Consider the following 16,331-nt stretch of genomic DNA (forward strand, 5'->3'; position numbering starts at 1 on the left):
ATTAATATCCCTGCTCTTCGGGGTCGTCCTCCCAGTATTCCGTTTCCTCTGATTCCATTTCTTCCCCTTCTGTTTGGGGGTCTTCGACCTCATCGGGATAATTTGGAAAAAGTGCCTCTCGGGGCGGTTCGGGTGCTGACTTTTCTGCTGTACTGCCGAAAAGGTCGGGCGCAAACTGTGCCGAAAGCTCGGATTTGCGTCTGCGTATCTCCTCCGCCTTAAAGGGAAACTCATGTATTTCAGGCACTTTTATCCATGCCTCACGGAATTTGCCGTCTTTTTCCAGTTCGTCGGCTTTTGCCATGGCATCCGTGTACTTTTTGTCTTTGGCATCGGTTTCCTTTTTTTGGGTGTCGGCTTTTTCCTTCTGCATTGCCGACTGTTTTCTGGTGGATTCCAACTGTTTCATATAGCCTTCCATATCGACCATCAGACCTGAGGCGGTCTGCATGGGCGTGGTTATATTTTCAAAAAAACCATGGTCAAGTTCTTCCGCTGTTCCTGTAAGGTTCAGGGGCGGTATGCTGTGCTTGGCGCTGTCGGTGCAATTCTCGTTTTGAAGCATGACCAGTACGATAAGCCTGTTCTCTGCGCCCTTAGCTATTGTTATGTGCAAATCGCCTGTGACCTGCAACTGCGCTACCTGATTAAAAAAATTGGTGTTCATCGCTGTAAAATTTTAGAATTTTTTTTGCTTGTTCCTTTTTATGTGCAGGGTCTGTAACTGCACTTATATTCCTGTTGTTTTTAAGGCAGTCGCCCCGAAAGGCGACCGCCTGTAAGGGTCTAGTTAAGGTTTAGTATTTCCGCTCCGCTTTTTTCAAAAGCCGTACATAAATCAAATGCCTTTTGGGCTTTTTCCTGGGCTGTGCCCCCCATGACAATGGACTGCAGTTTGGCCTGCTCGTCTTTATATTTTCGTACATTCTGATAGTAGCCTGTCACGGCATTGTAAGCCCCGAAAAGCGTGCCTTTAGTGGTTTCCATCTGCTGTGATTCGCTTGCCATTGCGTAGGCAAAAGCATCCTCCACGGTATTTTTAAAGACGGTTGAAACGTCCTGCTCCGCCCCTTTTTTGATTAAATCCAACGTTTCCTTATTTGGGCATAGTGCCAGTTGGATAAGCTTTTTAACCTCGCTATCGCTTACCCTTACTTTTGCCCACTCATTGAAAATGCCTTCCAACTGCGTGGTCAGCGTGTCTGCCAGTCCCATGACTTTGTGGGCATCATCAAGGCGCTGTTTTGCCCCTGAGGTGTGGCGGATGCGCACCACGTTGCTCATGGAGCGAAGCGATGCATTCAGCGTATTTTGGCATACGATGCGGATAGGGGTAAAAGCCGCTGTGATGCTTCCGCTCCCGTCGTGGGAGGTGGTCAGGAAAATGTATTTTTCGGTAACGTCATCCCCTTTGCCCACACGAATATAGTCAGGGAGTTTAGCGGTGATAAAGATGCGTTCACCCTGCCCGAGCGCCCCTGCCGTTTCGTACAGTATGCCCTCGCCCCCGCCTACAATGGCATCAAAGAAACGGAACGCTTCACGGTTTTGTACGATATGGTAGTCTTTCCCTACAACGCCCAGTACCGCATTATTATCGGTGCGCACGGTGGCAAAACAGTCAGGGACTGCAAGCTCGCTGTTTTCCGTTACGATACCGCCCGCAGGCAAAACAATGCCCGAAGCCTTTGTGTAAAGGGGGCTTTTAGCCACCTCGTAATCAAGCCCTGCATGTGCAATGGCTTCGGCGCTTGTCGGGTACTGCTCCACGATCTGCCCAAGCCCGTGCCACGCTTTCTCTTTCACGCTGAAAAAAGAATAATTTCCTGTTTGACTGTTGTAATTAATATTATGTGCCATGATATTTGATTTTAAAATTTATAATATGATTGGATAATGGTTTTTAGTTATCGTGGGTTTTGCCTCTAAAATGGCATGTCGTCCTCGGGCTCTTTTGCAGTGACCTTTTTATTTTCTCCCTGCTCGGAAGTCTGCCCAGTTTTTACAACCTGTGTACCTTCGGGTTTCTTCCCGCCCCCGTGCAGTTTGATGTTCGATGCGTTGAAATTAAGCCCTGCACGAGGCTCTCCGTCATTTCCCGTCCATGCCCTTGCGCTTACCCTTCCTGTGAGTTCCACTACGGTACCTTTGGTCAGTATACTGGCTACTTTAGGGCTGATCCAGTAGGCACATTCAAAAAAAGTGGTCTGCTCTACCTTGTCGCCCTGTCTGTTTTTGTAGCTGTCGTTGATTGCTACTGAAAAATTGACTACCTGTCTGTTGTCTGACAATGTGCGAACCTGCGCATCTTTTGTCACTCTTGCTGTAATGTTCATGATTTCTAATTTTAAAAATTTTTACTATTTTTTTTTCGCCTGCCTTTTTTTCCGCCCGCCTTTTACTTTTTACCTGTTGCTTTTTTTTAATTTTTTTTGAAATTTATTCGGCAATGAGAGGAGGCGCTGTTTTGTTTCATCATTGCAGTTTTCAATATTTCAATTTTCATTTCTGACATTTTTTTTTATTCGTCTAAAGAGCCGGAGTATGCTATGTTTTGTTTCATGAGCGTAAAAAGGTGAGTGTCCGGCAAAAGCAAGGCTCTGCTGAAAAATACAACCCGGAGGGGTGGAGATTTTTCAGCAAGACCTGAAAGGCCCGGCCTTGCTTTGGCTTCAGGACACGGACTACCTTTGCTCCTGAAATAAAACAAAAGCATACTGGGTCTCGGGTAAAAAGAAAAGGGAAGCAATTGGGATAGTATGGATAAAGATAGCCCTGAAGAAAAGCAGTAAGCACCCGGGTGAATTAACTCTTAAGAAACCCATAGGCTTACCAGTAAATGCTACTTGCAACATAAGGCCTAACATTCGTCTGCCGTCTTTAATATTAATCAGGCTGCATCAACGAATACTAAAGGGCATGAAAAAATATCCCGATCTGAAACAGATACTTGAACCACTGCAATAAATACGCTAATTTTGCGCTTATATCCAGCAGCAAAAACCTAAAAAAAAGCAATCTTGCCTGCAGGCAGCTTTGGGGAGATTATTAGACATGAAAAAATTTACAATTACAAATACCGATCAGAACAAATGGCTTGTCTCCCACAATGAATTCCCTAAGTTCACCTGCCTTTTTGAGGACAAGAAATTCAATTACAAAAGGAGCATAACGGGCCTTTTAGATCCGGCCGGCAACCCTAAAGAAATCCAGCTATTGCAAAAAATGGAAAAATGGCTCGAGGAATATCATAAGGAGAAAATAAACGGATAATATTTATATGGGGCATATAGGTCAATAAAAGATTCATTGAACGTATTGCCTTTACCCTAACCCAAATGGCAAAGCGCCTCTTATTGCCTTAGCAAGAGTATGAGCAGTACAACAGGTTAACCTATCCAGTATAATTTGCCGCTGCAGAACTGCGCTTTTTAACATTTTTTTTGTTAAAATATAAAATAATATAAGTATTTTTGTTTTCATTAAATTTTTTACATGAACAGATTTCACCTCATATTAATTGTTATGCTGGGCTTATTTTTAAAGCCGGCAGTGACTTTTGCATGTGAAAAAATTGAGGTAAATCATTCCTGTACCAAAAAAGGCCCTAATGCTGATAATGATAATTGCTGTTCCAAAACAAATCATTCAGGCAGCAAAGAACATGATGGCTGCGGTGGAAAATGCGGACATTCGATGTGCAGCTGTGCTTCGGTTTGTAATGGAGGTATCTGTTTTACAAGCGAGCTGGAATTCAAAAACAATGTCATAAGTGTTTTTTCTCAAAAACAAAAATTTTCCGATTCCCAAACCTCACCTTTATCGGGTTTCTATTCCATCTGGCTTATTCCTAAAATAAGCTAAAACACCATTTTTGACAGCCATAAGTGTGTCAAAAAAGGAAGCCCTTTGCGCTTCATTACTTTTTATTTTTTGCTTTTATAGAATGTAGTCTATGCACTTCGCCTATACGCTTAATTCTCAAAGGCTTTATCCACTTCAAATATTTTAAAATGAAAACAATCAAAAAAGCATTGATGGCAATTACTATATTGTTATCAGCCATAAGTTTTGGTGCACCTATAAAAAATGCAAAAACCGTAAACACAAAAATTTATGGCAATTGTCTAATGTGCAAAACTGCTATTGAAAAAGCAGGAAACATCAAAAACATCGCATCGGTAAACTGGGATGAAAACACCAAAATTGCGGCAATTACCTACGACCAGAAGAAAACAAATCAAGATGAGATCCTAAAACGAATTGCCTTAGCGGGATACGACAGCGAGCAATTCTTATCTCCTGGTGATGCTTATGCAAAACTTCCAAAATGCTGCCAATATGAAAGAACAAATAAGATGGCTGTCCCAATGAAAGAATCAAAAATGGATATGGAGAAAATGGATCATTCCCAGCATACAACCGCAGTTCTTCCAGATGCACAACAAGACAGTCCCTTTAAAGCCATTTTCGAGAACTACTTTGAGCTAAAAGATGCTTTGGTGAAAACAGATGCTACAACTGCCAAAATGAAATCCAAAGAGCTTCTTAATGCGATCAATGCTGTTGAAATGGACAAGCTAAAGCCCAAAGAACATACCACATGGATGAATGTAATGAAAAGCTTAGCTACGGATGCAAAAAATATTTCTGAGACCCAGGATATTAAAAAACAAAGAGAATCCTTCAAAAACTTATCGAAAAGCACTTACGATCTTATAAAAACTGCCAATCAGCCACAACCGGTTTATTATAACCATTGTCCAATGGTTGATGCGAATTGGCTCAGCAAAGAAAGCGGTATCAAGAATCCGTATTACGGCTCCCAGATGTTAAGCTGTGGATCAACTATAGAAACAATCAAATAATCAATCAAAAAAAAATAAAAACAATAAAAATGAAAAATGTAATTCTTTCCACTATAGCAATGGCATTAGTAATGGTTTCTTGTAACCAAAAAAACACCGAAGCGGCAACAACTACCTCTGAAGCAACAGAAACAGCATCACAATTGTATGCCTGTTCCATGCATCCTGAAGTTACAGGAAAAAAAGGAGACAAATGCTCCAAGTGCGCAATGGAATTAACCGAGCCAGTAAAGCAAACTACTACTGAAAAAAACGCAGAAGCAAAAACAACCCAGGCTGCTCAGGCAACATTTTCTATTAACGAAATCGTTAATAATTACCTGTCTCTAAAAAATGCATTAACCAAAGATGATACAAAAGGTGCCGCAAATGCCGCAAATACATTATACACAATTTTTAATAGTGTAAATCCCAATTCAATCGATGCGAAATTAAAGACAGAATATCTTGATATAGCTGATGATGCCAAAGAACACGCCCAACATATTGGAGCTAATGGTGGAAATATTGAGCACCAAAGAGAGCATTTCGCCATGCTCAGTAAAGACATGAATGATTTGATAAAATCTTTCAAGTCAGAACAAAAATTGTATCAGGACTTCTGCCCTATGTATGATGCAGGGAAAGGGGCTATCTGGATCAGTGAAACAAAAGAGATAAAAAATCCTTACTATGGTTCTAAAATGCTAACCTGCGGCTCAATGAAAAAACAATTGTAAAATGAAACGATTCATCAGAAAGATTCTTTTTATTGGGTTAATTATTTTTCTACTGATGCAATTGTATCAGCCTGCCCGAAATTCCGATTACGGGCAGGTTTTACCAATTCACATTTCGAGAGTCTATCCCATTCCCAAAAATGTACAAACGATTCTTCAGACTTCCTGTTATGATTGTCACAGCAGCAACACGCAATATCCATGGTACTCCTACATACAGCCGGCACGTACTTTCATGGAGGGGCATATTACTAAGGGTAAAGAAAATTTGAATTTTAGCCAATGGGGAAGTTATTCCAAACGAAAACAGGAAAATAAATTAGACCGAATTGCCAAGCAGATAAAAGCTAACGAAATGCCTTTGGCTTCCTATACGCTGATCCATAAAAATGCAGTGCTGAATACTGTTCAGAAAGAACAACTGCTCAATTGGATTGAAAAAGTAAGCGATAGTCTTGCACAAATAAATTAAATCTATGGTACACAAATTAATAGAATGGTCGCTGCGCAACCGTTATATCGTTTTACTATTATCAGCAGGAATATTTGTATGGGGTATCATCTCTATTCAAAAAAATCCTATTGATGCTATTCCCGATTTATCTGAAAATCAGGTAATCGTTTTTACAGAATGGATGGGACGTGCTCCACAGCTCGTTGAAGACCAGATCACCTATCCCTTGGTTACCAACCTTCAGGGATTGCCCAAAATTAAATATGTAAGAGCTGCTTCCATGTTTGGTATGAGTTTTATTTATGTCATTTTTGAAGATGATGTTGATGTATACTGGGCAAGATCAAGAGTACTGGAAAGGCTCAGTACTGTTAGCAGCACCTTGCCCAAAGGAGTTGCCCCGCAATTAGGACCCGATGGAACTGGGGTTGGGCATATACTCTGGTATACTTTGGAGGCACCCGGTGTTGACCTTGGCGAACAAAGAGCCCTACAGGACTGGTACGTCAAGTTTGCTTTGCAAAATGTTCCCGGAGTAAGTGAAATTGCTTCTTTTGGAGGATTTCAAAAAGAATACCAGGTTACCATTGATCCAAACAAACTGCTATATTATAAGCTGTCTGTCCCGGAGGTTATAAGTGCTGTACGTGCCAATAATAATGAAAGCGGCGGAAGAAAATTCGACATGAGTGATATTGGTTATATCATTAAGACATCCGGTTATCTGAAATCCATCAAAGAGATTGAGGATATTCCGCTGAAAAACCAAAATGGAATTCCTATAAAAGTCAGCGATATAGGAACTGTTCAGATGAGCGGGGAAACCCGATTGGGAATCTTTGATCATAATGGCACTGGCGAAGTCGTTGGCGGTATAGTAGTGATGCGTTATGGTGAAAACGCAGATGCTGTAATTGATAATGTGAAAGAAAAGATGAAGGAAGTTGCTAAAGGGCTCCCAAAAGGGGTAAAATTCAATATTGTATATGACCGGGGACATCTGATTAAAGAATCTATTGATTCGGTTAAGCGTACCTTAATTGAAGAAATGCTTGTAGTGTCGCTTATCGTTATTATTTTTCTTTTTCACTGGCGCAGTGCACTGAGTATTATCATCCAGATACCAATTACAATTGCAGCAAGTTTCATACTGCTCAATGCCTTTGACATATCCTCCAATATTATGTCCCTTACAGGTATAGCACTTGCCATTGGAGTAATAGTTGACAACGGTATTATTATGAGTGAAAACGCCTACCAGCATCTCTCGCAACGGTATGCACAATGGGAATCTGAACAAAAAAATGAAACAAACTCTGATGAAAAGAATTAAAAATATATTTCGCAAAAAACCACAGTGGATATCCGAAGAGGAAAGACTCAAAATAATTGAGAAAAGCAGCAAGCAGGTTTCTCGTGGCGTATTCTTTGCCACTGTAATTATAATTACTTCTTTCTTACCTGTGTTTATGCTTACCGGACAGGAAGGAAAACTATTCCATCCTTTAGCTTATACAAAAACATTCATATTGATTGTGGATGCCCTCTTGGTACTTACATTAGCTCCGGTACTGATATCTTTTTTTATGAAAGGAAAATTCCGTCCAACCGATTCACATCCGGTAAATCGCTTTTTGGAAAGAGGTTATGAGCCAATTATACGCTGGGTTCTGAAATGGAGAAAAACAACTCTTGCAGTCAATATTCTGGCATTATTGATTTCTATACCATTATTGATGCGGCTGGGAACGGAGTTTATGCCTCCATTGGATGAGCAGAGTATTTTATTTATGCCTGTTACCCTTCCTGATGTATCTAATGGAGAAATCAAACGCATTTTGCAGGTCCAGGATAAAATAATCAAATCGGTTCCTGAAGTAGAAAGTGTTTTGGGAAAGGCAGGGCGAGCTAACACAGCTACGGATAATTCCCCAATGAGCATGATTGAAACCATTATCATGCTAAAACCAAAATCACAGTGGCGTGAAGGAATAGATAAAAAAGATATTATTAAGGAACTCGACACCAAACTCCAGATACCTGGTGTAGTAAACGGTTGGACACAGCCCATTATTAACCGAATCAATATGCTGGCAACAGGAATTCGTACCGATGTAGGAATTAAAGTCTACGGACAAAATCTCGACACCATTGCCCGTGTGTCTGAAAGGGTGAAAATGGCTTTAGAAGGAACTCCAGGAGTGTCTGATTTATTTGTAGATCCTATTACCGGAGGTAAATACCTTGATGTTGATGTTAATCGCCAGGAATTGGCCCGATATGGATTAACAGTAGATGATGTAAACCAAACGGTGGAATTTGCTTTAGGTGGTGCATCCATTGGTAATACTGTTGAAGGACGAAGACGTTTTTCAATAAGTGTGCGTATAGCGCAGGATTATAGAAATAGCGTGGAACGCATTAAACGCATTCCCTTACAGTCTCCAACCTTTGGAGAAGTACCTTTATCTGCCGTTGCTGATATTAAATTCGTAGATGGCCCGCCAATGATCAGTTCTGAAAATGCATTATTGCGTGGAGCTGTTATGTTCAATATACGGGATCGTGATATGGGAGGAACCGTACAGGAAGCCATGAAAAAATTGGAAAGCGCCAAAAACATACTTCCTGAAGGGTACTTTATAGAATGGAGCGGACAGTATGAGAACCTGATTAGCGGAGAAAAAACACTTAAAATCATTGCACCACTAGTATTGCTTATTATTTTCTTCGCCCTCTATTTTGCCTTTAATTCCCTTAGAGAAGCCTTTTTAAGCCTTATAACAGTTCCTTTTGCTTTAATTGGAGGTGCCTATATCATTTTTTTCTGGGATGTCAATCTATCAGTGGCGGTAGCGGTAGGTTTTATTGCCCTTTTTGGAATTGCCGTGGAAACCGGAATTGTGATGGTTATCTATCTCAATGATGCCATGGAGCAACTTATCAAGGCCAAAGGAAACTCAAGGGAAACCATCACTAAAGAAGATCTCAGGGAATATGTGGTACACGGCGCCGCAAAACGATTGCGCCCAAAGCTAATGACCGTCTGCGTTTCATTATTTGGCTTAGTACCTGTCCTGTGGTCCAATGGTGTTGGAATGGATGTAATGAAACCAATTGTATTGCCCATGATTGGCGGCGTATTTACCTCTGCCGTACATATCTTATTAGTAACCCCGCTTATTTTCCTAATGTCCAAAGAATATGAACTAAGAAAATATGGCAAACTTGAAGTACATGATGTCAAACATTAAAATACTGGCAGTACTATTGCTTTTACTGCCATTACAGCTATTGAGCCAGACCAAACAGGTCTTGTCTCTCGATACAATCCTTCAAAGGATTGATAAAAAAAATGTGCTCCTGCAAAGCTATAGTTTAAAAGCAGAAGGATATAAATACAGTGCCGATGCCGCAACAGCATGGATGGCACCAATGGTGGGTGTGGGAACCTTTATGACCCCCTATCCTTTTCAGGAAGTTATGGATGACCGCGACAAAGGATCTTTAATGTTCAGAATTGAACAGGACATCCCCAATGTAGGAAAACTAAACAAGAAGAAAAAATTCATCCAGTCCCAAGGAAACATTGAGAACGCTACCCGTGCCGTTACCCTTAACGAGTATAAAGCACAGGCCAAACAACTATATTACAGTTGGATGGTGGCCGAGCAGCGAATGAAAGTTTTGGATCAGAACGAAAAGATAATGCTGACCATGAAAAAGATTGAGGAAGTGCGCTATCCCTACAACCAATCGCAATTGGGTAATGTATACAAGATCGATGCAAGGATTGAAGAAAATAAAAATATGGTCCGCATGCAGGAAGGTGAAATCGCAAAAGCAAGAGCATGGCTCAACAGCTTGATGAACCAGCCCGGCAATGCTGATTTTGCCATAGACACGAGTATTATCCCCGTCTTTAACCCTGCTTTACACGACACCACAAGTCTTGCAGGGGTACGTGGTGATATTAAGAAGATGGATGCAGGGATTGAATCGATGCAGCTTAGTATTGAGGCCATGAAAGCAGAGAAAAATCCCTCTTTTAAAATCCAGTTTGATCATATGAATTCTTTTGATAAAATGATGCCCAAAGCCTATTCGGTAATGGCAATGATGTCTATTCCTATTGCTCCCTGGTCATCAAAAATGTATAAATCAGATACCAAAGCAATGCAATATAATGTGCAGGCAATGGAGAAAGAGAAATCCGCCATGCTGCAGGAAACCCAGGGAATGTTGTACGGTATGCAATATGAAATACTGACCATGCAAAAAAGGATTTTGGGACTCGAAACAAAAATAATCCCTTCTATGCAAAAGTCCCTGGATGTAAACTTTCTGAACTATCAGGAAAACAAACTGCAGATTCCTGTAGTAATTGATTCCTGGGAAGCTTTAAATATGCTGCAGAATAACTTATTAGATGAAAAATTAAAACTATATCAAATGATTGTCGATTATGAAAAAGAACTCTATCGCTAAGTTAGTCGCATTGTTATTCGTTTCGATATTATTATTGACAGCCTGTAACAAGAAAACCGAGCATAACAATAAGCCATCACATCAGCATGTTACAAATCAGGAATATACCTGTCCAATGCATCCCGAAGTTATTCAGGATAAGCCCGGCAGCTGTCCAATATGCGGTATGGAATTGGTTCCAAGACATACCCCTGGTACGGAAACAGCTATAGACAGCAGCCTAAAACACCTTTTAAAACCCGTCAACGAACAGGTCGTTTCTAATATATCTGTCATAAAACCTCAGGGAGGGACTAAAATATTCTCTCTGCAGGTGCAGGGAATTATTACCTACGATACCCGTGAGCAGACCAGCATTTCGAGCAGGGTAAGCGGAAGGATTGAGCGCCTGCTGATTAAGTACAATTACCAGCCCGTAAAAAAAGGACAGCTAATCATGGAAATCTATTCACCTGACCTCGCTGCCGCGCAAAGAGAATTGTTGTTTATTTATCAATCTGATGCAAACAATCCGATGCTGCAAAAAGCAAAAGAGAGACTGTCTCTGTTAGGTATGCAGCAGAAACAAATACAACAGGTATTAAAGACAGGTAAAATTTCCTATCGCATTCCTGTTTACAGTAATGCTACCGGATACATCTTAGACAACACTGCAGCAGGAAACAGTTCTACGGCAGCTCCGGCGGCTTCGCCTCAAAGCATAGTGTCAGATGATGGCATGGGCGCTATGGGTTCAAGTGGCAATGCAGCATCAAATAGTAGCGCATCTAGTCCTGCTGTCTCTGCTATTATGTTAAGAGAAGGGCAATATATCGGTGCAGGACAATCACTTTTTACAATCTATACCAATAAAAACCTTATCGCTGAATTTGCTTTTGATCCATCGGTATCACCCCAGATTAAAAAAGGACAAAAACTGATGTTTTATGAACCCTCAGATAAGCAAAACGTATATACTGGTATTATCGGACTCATTCAGCCCGTCTTTAAAGAGGGAAGCAACTTTACTATAGCAAGGATTTATTTGCAGGATAATAAATTTCAAACTGGAAAATTAGTAACTGCAGCCGTTCCTATTGTCAGTAAAGGCTGGTGGCTCCCGCAAAGTGCCGTTCTCAATCTAGGAAATAAATCCATCGTTTTCAAAAAAGAAAAAGACGTGTTTGTTCCCAGAGAAGTTAAAACGAAAAACAATGCTGATGGAATGGTCCTAATAGATCAAGACATCAGTGATTGGGGTATTGCCAGCAATGCGGCCTATATGATAGACAGTGAGAGTTTTATCAAGATAGCTTCAGAAAATAAATTAAAAAATTAAGTCATGAACAGTAAATCAATAATTCGTACTATTTTGCTCATTGCAATGGTTTTTCCACTTCTATTTACAGCATGTGTTCAAAAAGAAGAAAAAAAAGTCAGTCAGGAAAAAGTTCAAACCTATACCTGTCCCATGCATCCGCAAATTGTAAAAGATGGTCCTGGCTCATGCCCAATCTGTGGAATGGATTTAGTGCCCTTCGAAAAAAACAACTCACAGGACTTTCTAACCTTGGGGCCAAGCCAGCAAGCTCTAGCCAATTTGACTACAATAACAGCCGGAGAAAATGAATTTTCGAATTCATCGCGTCTCAACGGGCGTTTGGTTACTGACCCTGAGCAAACTATTTACATCTCAAGCCGAGTGGCAGGAAGGATTGAAGAGTTGTATGTAAAAGAAACTGGTGTTCCCGTTCGAAAAGGCCAGCCTTTATACAGAATATATTCAGAGCAGCTATCAGCCCTGCAACAGGAGTACCTCATTGCCACAGCACAGGCCACAAGCTTTGCCGAGGATAAACGCTTTGCCCAAATAAAAAATGCTGCAAAGCAAAAACTATTATTGTATGGTCAGTCCGAAGCCCAGCTTAATGAGTTATTCAAAAAACAAAAAGCATCCCCTTATGTTGATTATTATTCTCCAAATTCAGGAATAGTTGCAGAACTTTCCATAACGGAAGGCCAATATGTAGCAGAAGGAGCCTCTATTATGAAATTAGAAGATTACAATCGTTTATGGGTCGAAGCTGATGTTTATCCAGCCGATGCAGGTAAAATTAAAACCGGCCAAAAGGTTAAAGTTTTAGTCTCTGGTTATGAAGATCAGCCCCAAACAATGACCGTAGATTTTATAAATCCTGCCTTGCAGACAAGCAAGCAGATAATACAGCTGCGCGGTACTATTGCCAATCCAAACAATCAATGGCAGGCAGGTCAGCAGGCAATTGTTTTACTGCCTTCCTCAGAACAGAAAATGAAATTGACCATACCTGTGGATGCTGTTATAAGAGACGGAAGCGGCACACATGTTTGGATTGAAATTGGAAAAGGCAAATATCAGCCTAGAATGGTGGCGATTGGTTCGGAAACCTTCGATGAAGTCGAAATTACTGGCGGCTTAAAAAAAGGTGATGTCGTTGTTGCATCTGGCGCCTATCTCCTGTACAGTGAATTTATATTAAAGAAAGGCAAAAACCCAATGTCAGGAATGAAAATGTAATAACCAATCTCACAACAGACGATGAAAAAAATAATCAAAATAGGAATCCCGATATTATCAATCTTCTTACTTATTGCCTGCGGTAATAATGAAAACAAAAAGCAAGAGAATCCTGAGGATAGCGAAACTTCTGTCCCAATTTCAAAAGAAGCCGAAATCAGGATAAATGATGATGTCTTAAACGCGATATACAGCCAGTATGCACATTTAACAGTAGCCCTTACCGAAGATAATCTCGCGGAAGCAAAACTGGCGGCCAATGCGATTGAAGCGGGAGCACGGCAAATTAGCAACAACAGTACTCTTGCAGTAAGTGCCGCAGCAATCGTTTCAGCTCCTGATATTGAAAACCAGCGGGCTGCCTATTCTAAGCTAAGCAATGAACTCATTTACCTGCTAAAAAAAGCAGGAATGACCCAGGCTGAGCTGTACGTGGAATATTGTCCAATGGCGTTTGACAATAAGGGGGCCGTATGGATTAGTTCTACCAAAGAAGTACGTAATCCTTATTTTGGAGCAAAAATGCTCAAGTGCGGTGAGGTGAAAGAAACAATTAAATAATTAGGTTCTAAAACAAAACTACTTGTAATTTTTTTCAGTGTTAAAAAATGGATATCAAAGCTTATTGGGAATAAGATCATTTTAAGCAAATCAAAATTTCAGGTTTACTAAAAAAAAGCTAACTTTCTATATATTAAATATATAACACATCGAATTTTATAAAAAAAAACAACATTATGACACACACCTATACAATATCGGGAATGACTTGCGATGGATGTCGTACGAAAGTAGAAAAAACATTAAATGCTGTGCAGGGAATAAAGGCAACTGTTACCTTAGATCCTCCATTGGCAACCATTACAATGGAAAAACATATTGCAACCGAACAGCTGCAGGAAGCATTGACTGCGGTTGGAAAGTACACCATTGAAATGACACACACGACTCATTCGCAAGAAAAAACAGCTGAGAAACCATGCTGTAGTACTGCTAACGATCCTGATCATAAAAAGTTAGCTGCGCCTCATAATGATGCGGGTGGAAAATACTATTGCCCGATGCATTGTGAAGGCGATAAAATGTATGATAAACCGGGAGATTGTCCTGTATGCGGAATGCATTTGGTACAAGAACCACCCGCTGTTCAGGTTCAGCAATACACATGCTCTATGCATCCGGAAATTATAACCAATGCGCCAGGATCATGTCCTATTTGCGGGATGGATCTAGTACCAATGGAACCAAGCGAAAGCGAAGAACAAAGGATTTATAAGGGTTTGGTTAAGAAAATGAAAATAGCGGTTGTATTTACAGTTCCTGTTTTCGCCATTGCCATGATAGAAATGGCACACAACAATCCTCTACTTCAACTAATGGATGCGGCTAAATGGAATTGGGTACAGCTTATTTTATCACTTCCTGTTGTCTTTTATGCCTGCTGGGTATTTTTTGTACGAGCATGGAAATCAATAATCACATGGAATTTAAATATGTTTACCCTTATCGGAATTGGTACAGGAGTGGCATTTTTATTTAGTTTAGTTGGAATGTTTTTTCCAGACATTTTTCCAAGTGAATTTAAGACCCAGCACGGAACAGTACTATTGTACTTCGAGGCCACAACAGTTATTCTGACTTTGGTTTTATTAGGACAATTGCTTGAAGCCAGAGCGCACAGTCAAACCAGTGGTGCTATAAAAGAATTATTAAAATTGGCTCCTACCGAAGCTACTTTGGTAATTGATGGCGGTGATAAAGTAATCTCAATCCATGATATAAAAAAAGGTAATTTATTACGGGTAAAACCCGGAGATAAAATTCCTGTGGATGGGAAAATAACCGATGGTGAAAGTACAATAGACGAATCGATGATTACCGGTGAACCAATTCCTGTAGATAAAAAAATAGGCGATATGGTGTCTTCAGGAACTATAAACGGAAACAAATCATTTATCATGATTGCCGAAAAAGTTGGTTCGGAAACCTTGCTTTCGCAAATTATACAGATGGTTAATAATGCAAGTCGTTCCAGAGCACCAATTCAAAAACTAGCCGATAGTATTGCTAAATATTTTGTACCAATTGTTGTTGTAATTTCCATTCTTACCTTTTTCATTTGGGCAAAATTTGGTCCCGAACCGGCATTGGTCTATGGGTTTATAAATGCCATTGCGGTATTAATTATTGCCTGTCCTTGTGCTTTAGGATTGGCAACGCCCATGTCTGTAATGGTAGGAGTTGGAAAAGGCGCTCAATCGGGAATTCTGATAAAAAATGCTGAAGCTTTAGAAAAAATGGATAAGGTAAATGTTCTGATTACTGATAAAACAGGAACAATTACAGAAGGGAAACCTTCGGTAGAAAAAATTGTTGCATTTCAATATTCAGAAGATGAACTGTTGCAATACATTGCGTCTTTAAATCAGTATAGCGAACATCCTTTAGCACAAGCAGTAGTAAAATTTGCAAAAGCAAAGAATGTCTCTTTAACGAAAGTCGATGATTTTGAAAATATTGCAGGAAAAGGAGTTATTGGAACTGCTATTGATAAAAAGATCGCATTAGGGAATAAAAAATTAATGGAGCAAGTAGGCGCAGCTATTTCTGCCACAATTGAAGAGAAAATTATTGCCGAACAAAAATTAGGAAAAACAGTTTCTTATATCGCTGTGGATAATAACGTAGTGGGATTTGTAACGATAACCGATGCTATAAAAGAAACCAGTGCTGCTGCTATAAAAGAATTAATGAGTCAAGGAGTTGAAGTAATTATGCTTACGGGAGATAATGTAAATACTGCCAAAGCTGTTGCTGACGAGTTGCATTTAACCTCTTTCCAAGCAGGTTGTTTACCGGAAGACAAATTAAAAGTAATAGAAAAATTACAAGCTGAAGGAAAAGTTGTTGCTATGGCAGGAGATGGTATAAACGATGCGCCAGCTTTGGCACAATCGGACATTGGCATTGCGATGGGAACAGGAACAGATGTTGCGATAGAAAGTGCCAAGATTACTTTGGTAAAAGGAGATTTGCAAGGAATTGTAAAAGCAAAAAATCTGAGCCACGCTGTAATGCGCAACATCAAGCAAAACCTATTCTTTGCTTTTATTTATAATGTCTTAGGCGTACCAGTAGCTGCGGGAGTTTTATATCCGTTTTTCGGAATATTACTTTCTCCTATGATTGCTGCCCTGGCAATGAGTTTTAGCTCGGTATCTGTTATTGTCAATGCATTGCGATTGAGAAGCTTAAAACTCTAAAGA

At 40.1% G+C, this 16,331-nt stretch carries 15 protein-coding genes; 12 read left to right on the plus strand and 3 right to left on the minus strand.

The window, feature by feature from the left end; genetic code table 11:
• Position 1: 1 nt before the first annotated feature.
• The 3 genes from GXM17_RS11365 to GXM17_RS11375 all read right to left on the minus strand — a co-directional run bounded on the left by GXM17_RS11365 (position 2) and on the right by GXM17_RS11375 (position 2,336).
• On the minus strand, positions 2-667 hold the full coding sequence (locus GXM17_RS11365; protein WP_163399457.1) for a PRTRC system protein E: 666 nt from the start codon (positions 665-667) through the stop codon (positions 2-4).
• A gap of 119 nt (positions 668-786) precedes the next feature.
• Positions 787-1,860: a DUF932 domain-containing protein gene (locus tag GXM17_RS11370; RefSeq protein WP_163399458.1), complete on the minus strand. Its 1,074-nt coding sequence runs from the start codon at positions 1,858-1,860 to the stop codon at positions 787-789.
• Positions 1,861-1,925: 65 nt separating this feature from the next.
• The gene (locus GXM17_RS11375) at positions 1,926-2,336 is read right to left on the minus strand and encodes a single-stranded DNA-binding protein (RefSeq protein ID WP_163399459.1); all 411 of its coding nucleotides are present in this window, start codon (positions 2,334-2,336) and stop codon (positions 1,926-1,928) included.
• Between the two features lie 718 nt (positions 2,337-3,054).
• Between GXM17_RS11375 and GXM17_RS11380 the strand changes: the two genes are divergently transcribed.
• From GXM17_RS11380 to GXM17_RS11435, 12 genes are all read left to right on the plus strand, one after another.
• Positions 3,055-3,273, plus strand: coding sequence for a hypothetical protein (locus tag GXM17_RS11380; RefSeq protein WP_163399460.1), 219 nt, complete (start codon positions 3,055-3,057; stop codon positions 3,271-3,273).
• 222 nt (positions 3,274-3,495) lie between these two features.
• The gene (locus GXM17_RS11385; RefSeq protein WP_160374890.1) at positions 3,496-3,864 is read left to right on the plus strand and encodes a hypothetical protein; all 369 of its coding nucleotides are present in this window, start codon (positions 3,496-3,498) and stop codon (positions 3,862-3,864) included.
• A gap of 149 nt (positions 3,865-4,013) precedes the next feature.
• Positions 4,014-4,868 carry a DUF3347 domain-containing protein gene (locus tag GXM17_RS11390; RefSeq protein ID WP_160374889.1) on the plus strand — a complete coding sequence of 285 codons (855 nt, stop codon included), beginning with the start codon at positions 4,014-4,016 and terminating at the stop codon, positions 4,866-4,868.
• 29 nt (positions 4,869-4,897) lie between these two features.
• Positions 4,898-5,587: a DUF3347 domain-containing protein gene (locus GXM17_RS11395; protein WP_160374888.1), complete on the plus strand. Its 690-nt coding sequence runs from the start codon at positions 4,898-4,900 to the stop codon at positions 5,585-5,587.
• Between the two features lies 1 nt (position 5,588).
• Positions 5,589-6,059, plus strand: coding sequence for a heme-binding domain-containing protein (locus GXM17_RS11400; RefSeq protein WP_035650032.1), 471 nt, complete (start codon positions 5,589-5,591; stop codon positions 6,057-6,059).
• Between the two features lie 4 nt (positions 6,060-6,063).
• The gene (locus GXM17_RS21900) at positions 6,064-7,374 is read left to right on the plus strand and encodes an efflux RND transporter permease subunit (RefSeq protein ID WP_163399461.1); all 1,311 of its coding nucleotides are present in this window, start codon (positions 6,064-6,066) and stop codon (positions 7,372-7,374) included.
• Complete coding sequence (locus GXM17_RS21905) at positions 7,361-9,295, plus strand: efflux RND transporter permease subunit (protein ID WP_163399462.1); 1,935 nt, start codon at positions 7,361-7,363, stop codon at positions 9,293-9,295. Before GXM17_RS21900 ends, GXM17_RS21905 begins: the two co-directional genes overlap by 14 nt.
• Complete coding sequence (locus GXM17_RS11415) at positions 9,279-10,529, plus strand: TolC family protein (protein WP_244307380.1); 1,251 nt, start codon at positions 9,279-9,281, stop codon at positions 10,527-10,529. The genes GXM17_RS21905 and GXM17_RS11415 overlap by 17 nt, the downstream gene beginning before the upstream one ends.
• Positions 10,507-11,847: a heavy metal-binding domain-containing protein gene (locus GXM17_RS11420; RefSeq protein ID WP_163399463.1), complete on the plus strand. Its 1,341-nt coding sequence runs from the start codon at positions 10,507-10,509 to the stop codon at positions 11,845-11,847. The genes GXM17_RS11415 and GXM17_RS11420 overlap by 23 nt, the downstream gene beginning before the upstream one ends.
• A gap of 3 nt (positions 11,848-11,850) precedes the next feature.
• Complete coding sequence (locus GXM17_RS11425; RefSeq protein WP_089055914.1) at positions 11,851-13,065, plus strand: efflux RND transporter periplasmic adaptor subunit; 1,215 nt, start codon at positions 11,851-11,853, stop codon at positions 13,063-13,065.
• Between the two features lie 21 nt (positions 13,066-13,086).
• The gene (locus GXM17_RS11430) at positions 13,087-13,626 is read left to right on the plus strand and encodes a DUF3347 domain-containing protein (protein WP_163399464.1); all 540 of its coding nucleotides are present in this window, start codon (positions 13,087-13,089) and stop codon (positions 13,624-13,626) included.
• A 176-nt stretch (positions 13,627-13,802) separates the two neighbouring features.
• On the plus strand, positions 13,803-16,328 hold the full coding sequence (locus GXM17_RS11435; RefSeq protein WP_163399465.1) for a heavy metal translocating P-type ATPase: 2,526 nt from the start codon (positions 13,803-13,805) through the stop codon (positions 16,326-16,328).
• The last annotated feature ends 3 nt before the right edge of the window (positions 16,329-16,331 follow it).

Origin of the sequence: Flavobacterium fluviatile (genome assembly GCF_010645065.1) — a bacterium.
GTDB lineage: Bacteria > Bacteroidota > Bacteroidia > Flavobacteriales > Flavobacteriaceae > Flavobacterium > Flavobacterium fluviatile.

Coding starts and splice junctions, on each gene's coding strand:
- GXM17_RS11365 (WP_163399457.1), bottom strand. CDS start 667: ATGAACACCAATTTTTTTAATCAGGTAGCGCAGTTGCAGGTCACAGGC.
- GXM17_RS11370 (WP_163399458.1), bottom strand. CDS start 1,860: ATGGCACATAATATTAATTACAACAGTCAAACAGGAAATTATTCTTTT.
- GXM17_RS11375 (WP_163399459.1), bottom strand. CDS start 2,336: ATGAACATTACAGCAAGAGTGACAAAAGATGCGCAGGTTCGCACATTG.
- GXM17_RS11380 (WP_163399460.1), top strand. CDS start 3,055: ATGAAAAAATTTACAATTACAAATACCGATCAGAACAAATGGCTTGTC.
- GXM17_RS11385 (WP_160374890.1), top strand. CDS start 3,496: ATGAACAGATTTCACCTCATATTAATTGTTATGCTGGGCTTATTTTTA.
- GXM17_RS11390 (WP_160374889.1), top strand. CDS start 4,014: ATGAAAACAATCAAAAAAGCATTGATGGCAATTACTATATTGTTATCA.
- GXM17_RS11395 (WP_160374888.1), top strand. CDS start 4,898: ATGAAAAATGTAATTCTTTCCACTATAGCAATGGCATTAGTAATGGTT.
- GXM17_RS11400 (WP_035650032.1), top strand. CDS start 5,589: ATGAAACGATTCATCAGAAAGATTCTTTTTATTGGGTTAATTATTTTT.
- GXM17_RS21900 (WP_163399461.1), top strand. CDS start 6,064: ATGGTACACAAATTAATAGAATGGTCGCTGCGCAACCGTTATATCGTT.
- GXM17_RS21905 (WP_163399462.1), top strand. CDS start 7,361: ATGAAAAGAATTAAAAATATATTTCGCAAAAAACCACAGTGGATATCC.
- GXM17_RS11415 (WP_244307380.1), top strand. CDS start 9,279: ATGATGTCAAACATTAAAATACTGGCAGTACTATTGCTTTTACTGCCA.
- GXM17_RS11420 (WP_163399463.1), top strand. CDS start 10,507: ATGAAAAAGAACTCTATCGCTAAGTTAGTCGCATTGTTATTCGTTTCG.
- GXM17_RS11425 (WP_089055914.1), top strand. CDS start 11,851: ATGAACAGTAAATCAATAATTCGTACTATTTTGCTCATTGCAATGGTT.
- GXM17_RS11430 (WP_163399464.1), top strand. CDS start 13,087: ATGAAAAAAATAATCAAAATAGGAATCCCGATATTATCAATCTTCTTA.
- GXM17_RS11435 (WP_163399465.1), top strand. CDS start 13,803: ATGACACACACCTATACAATATCGGGAATGACTTGCGATGGATGTCGT.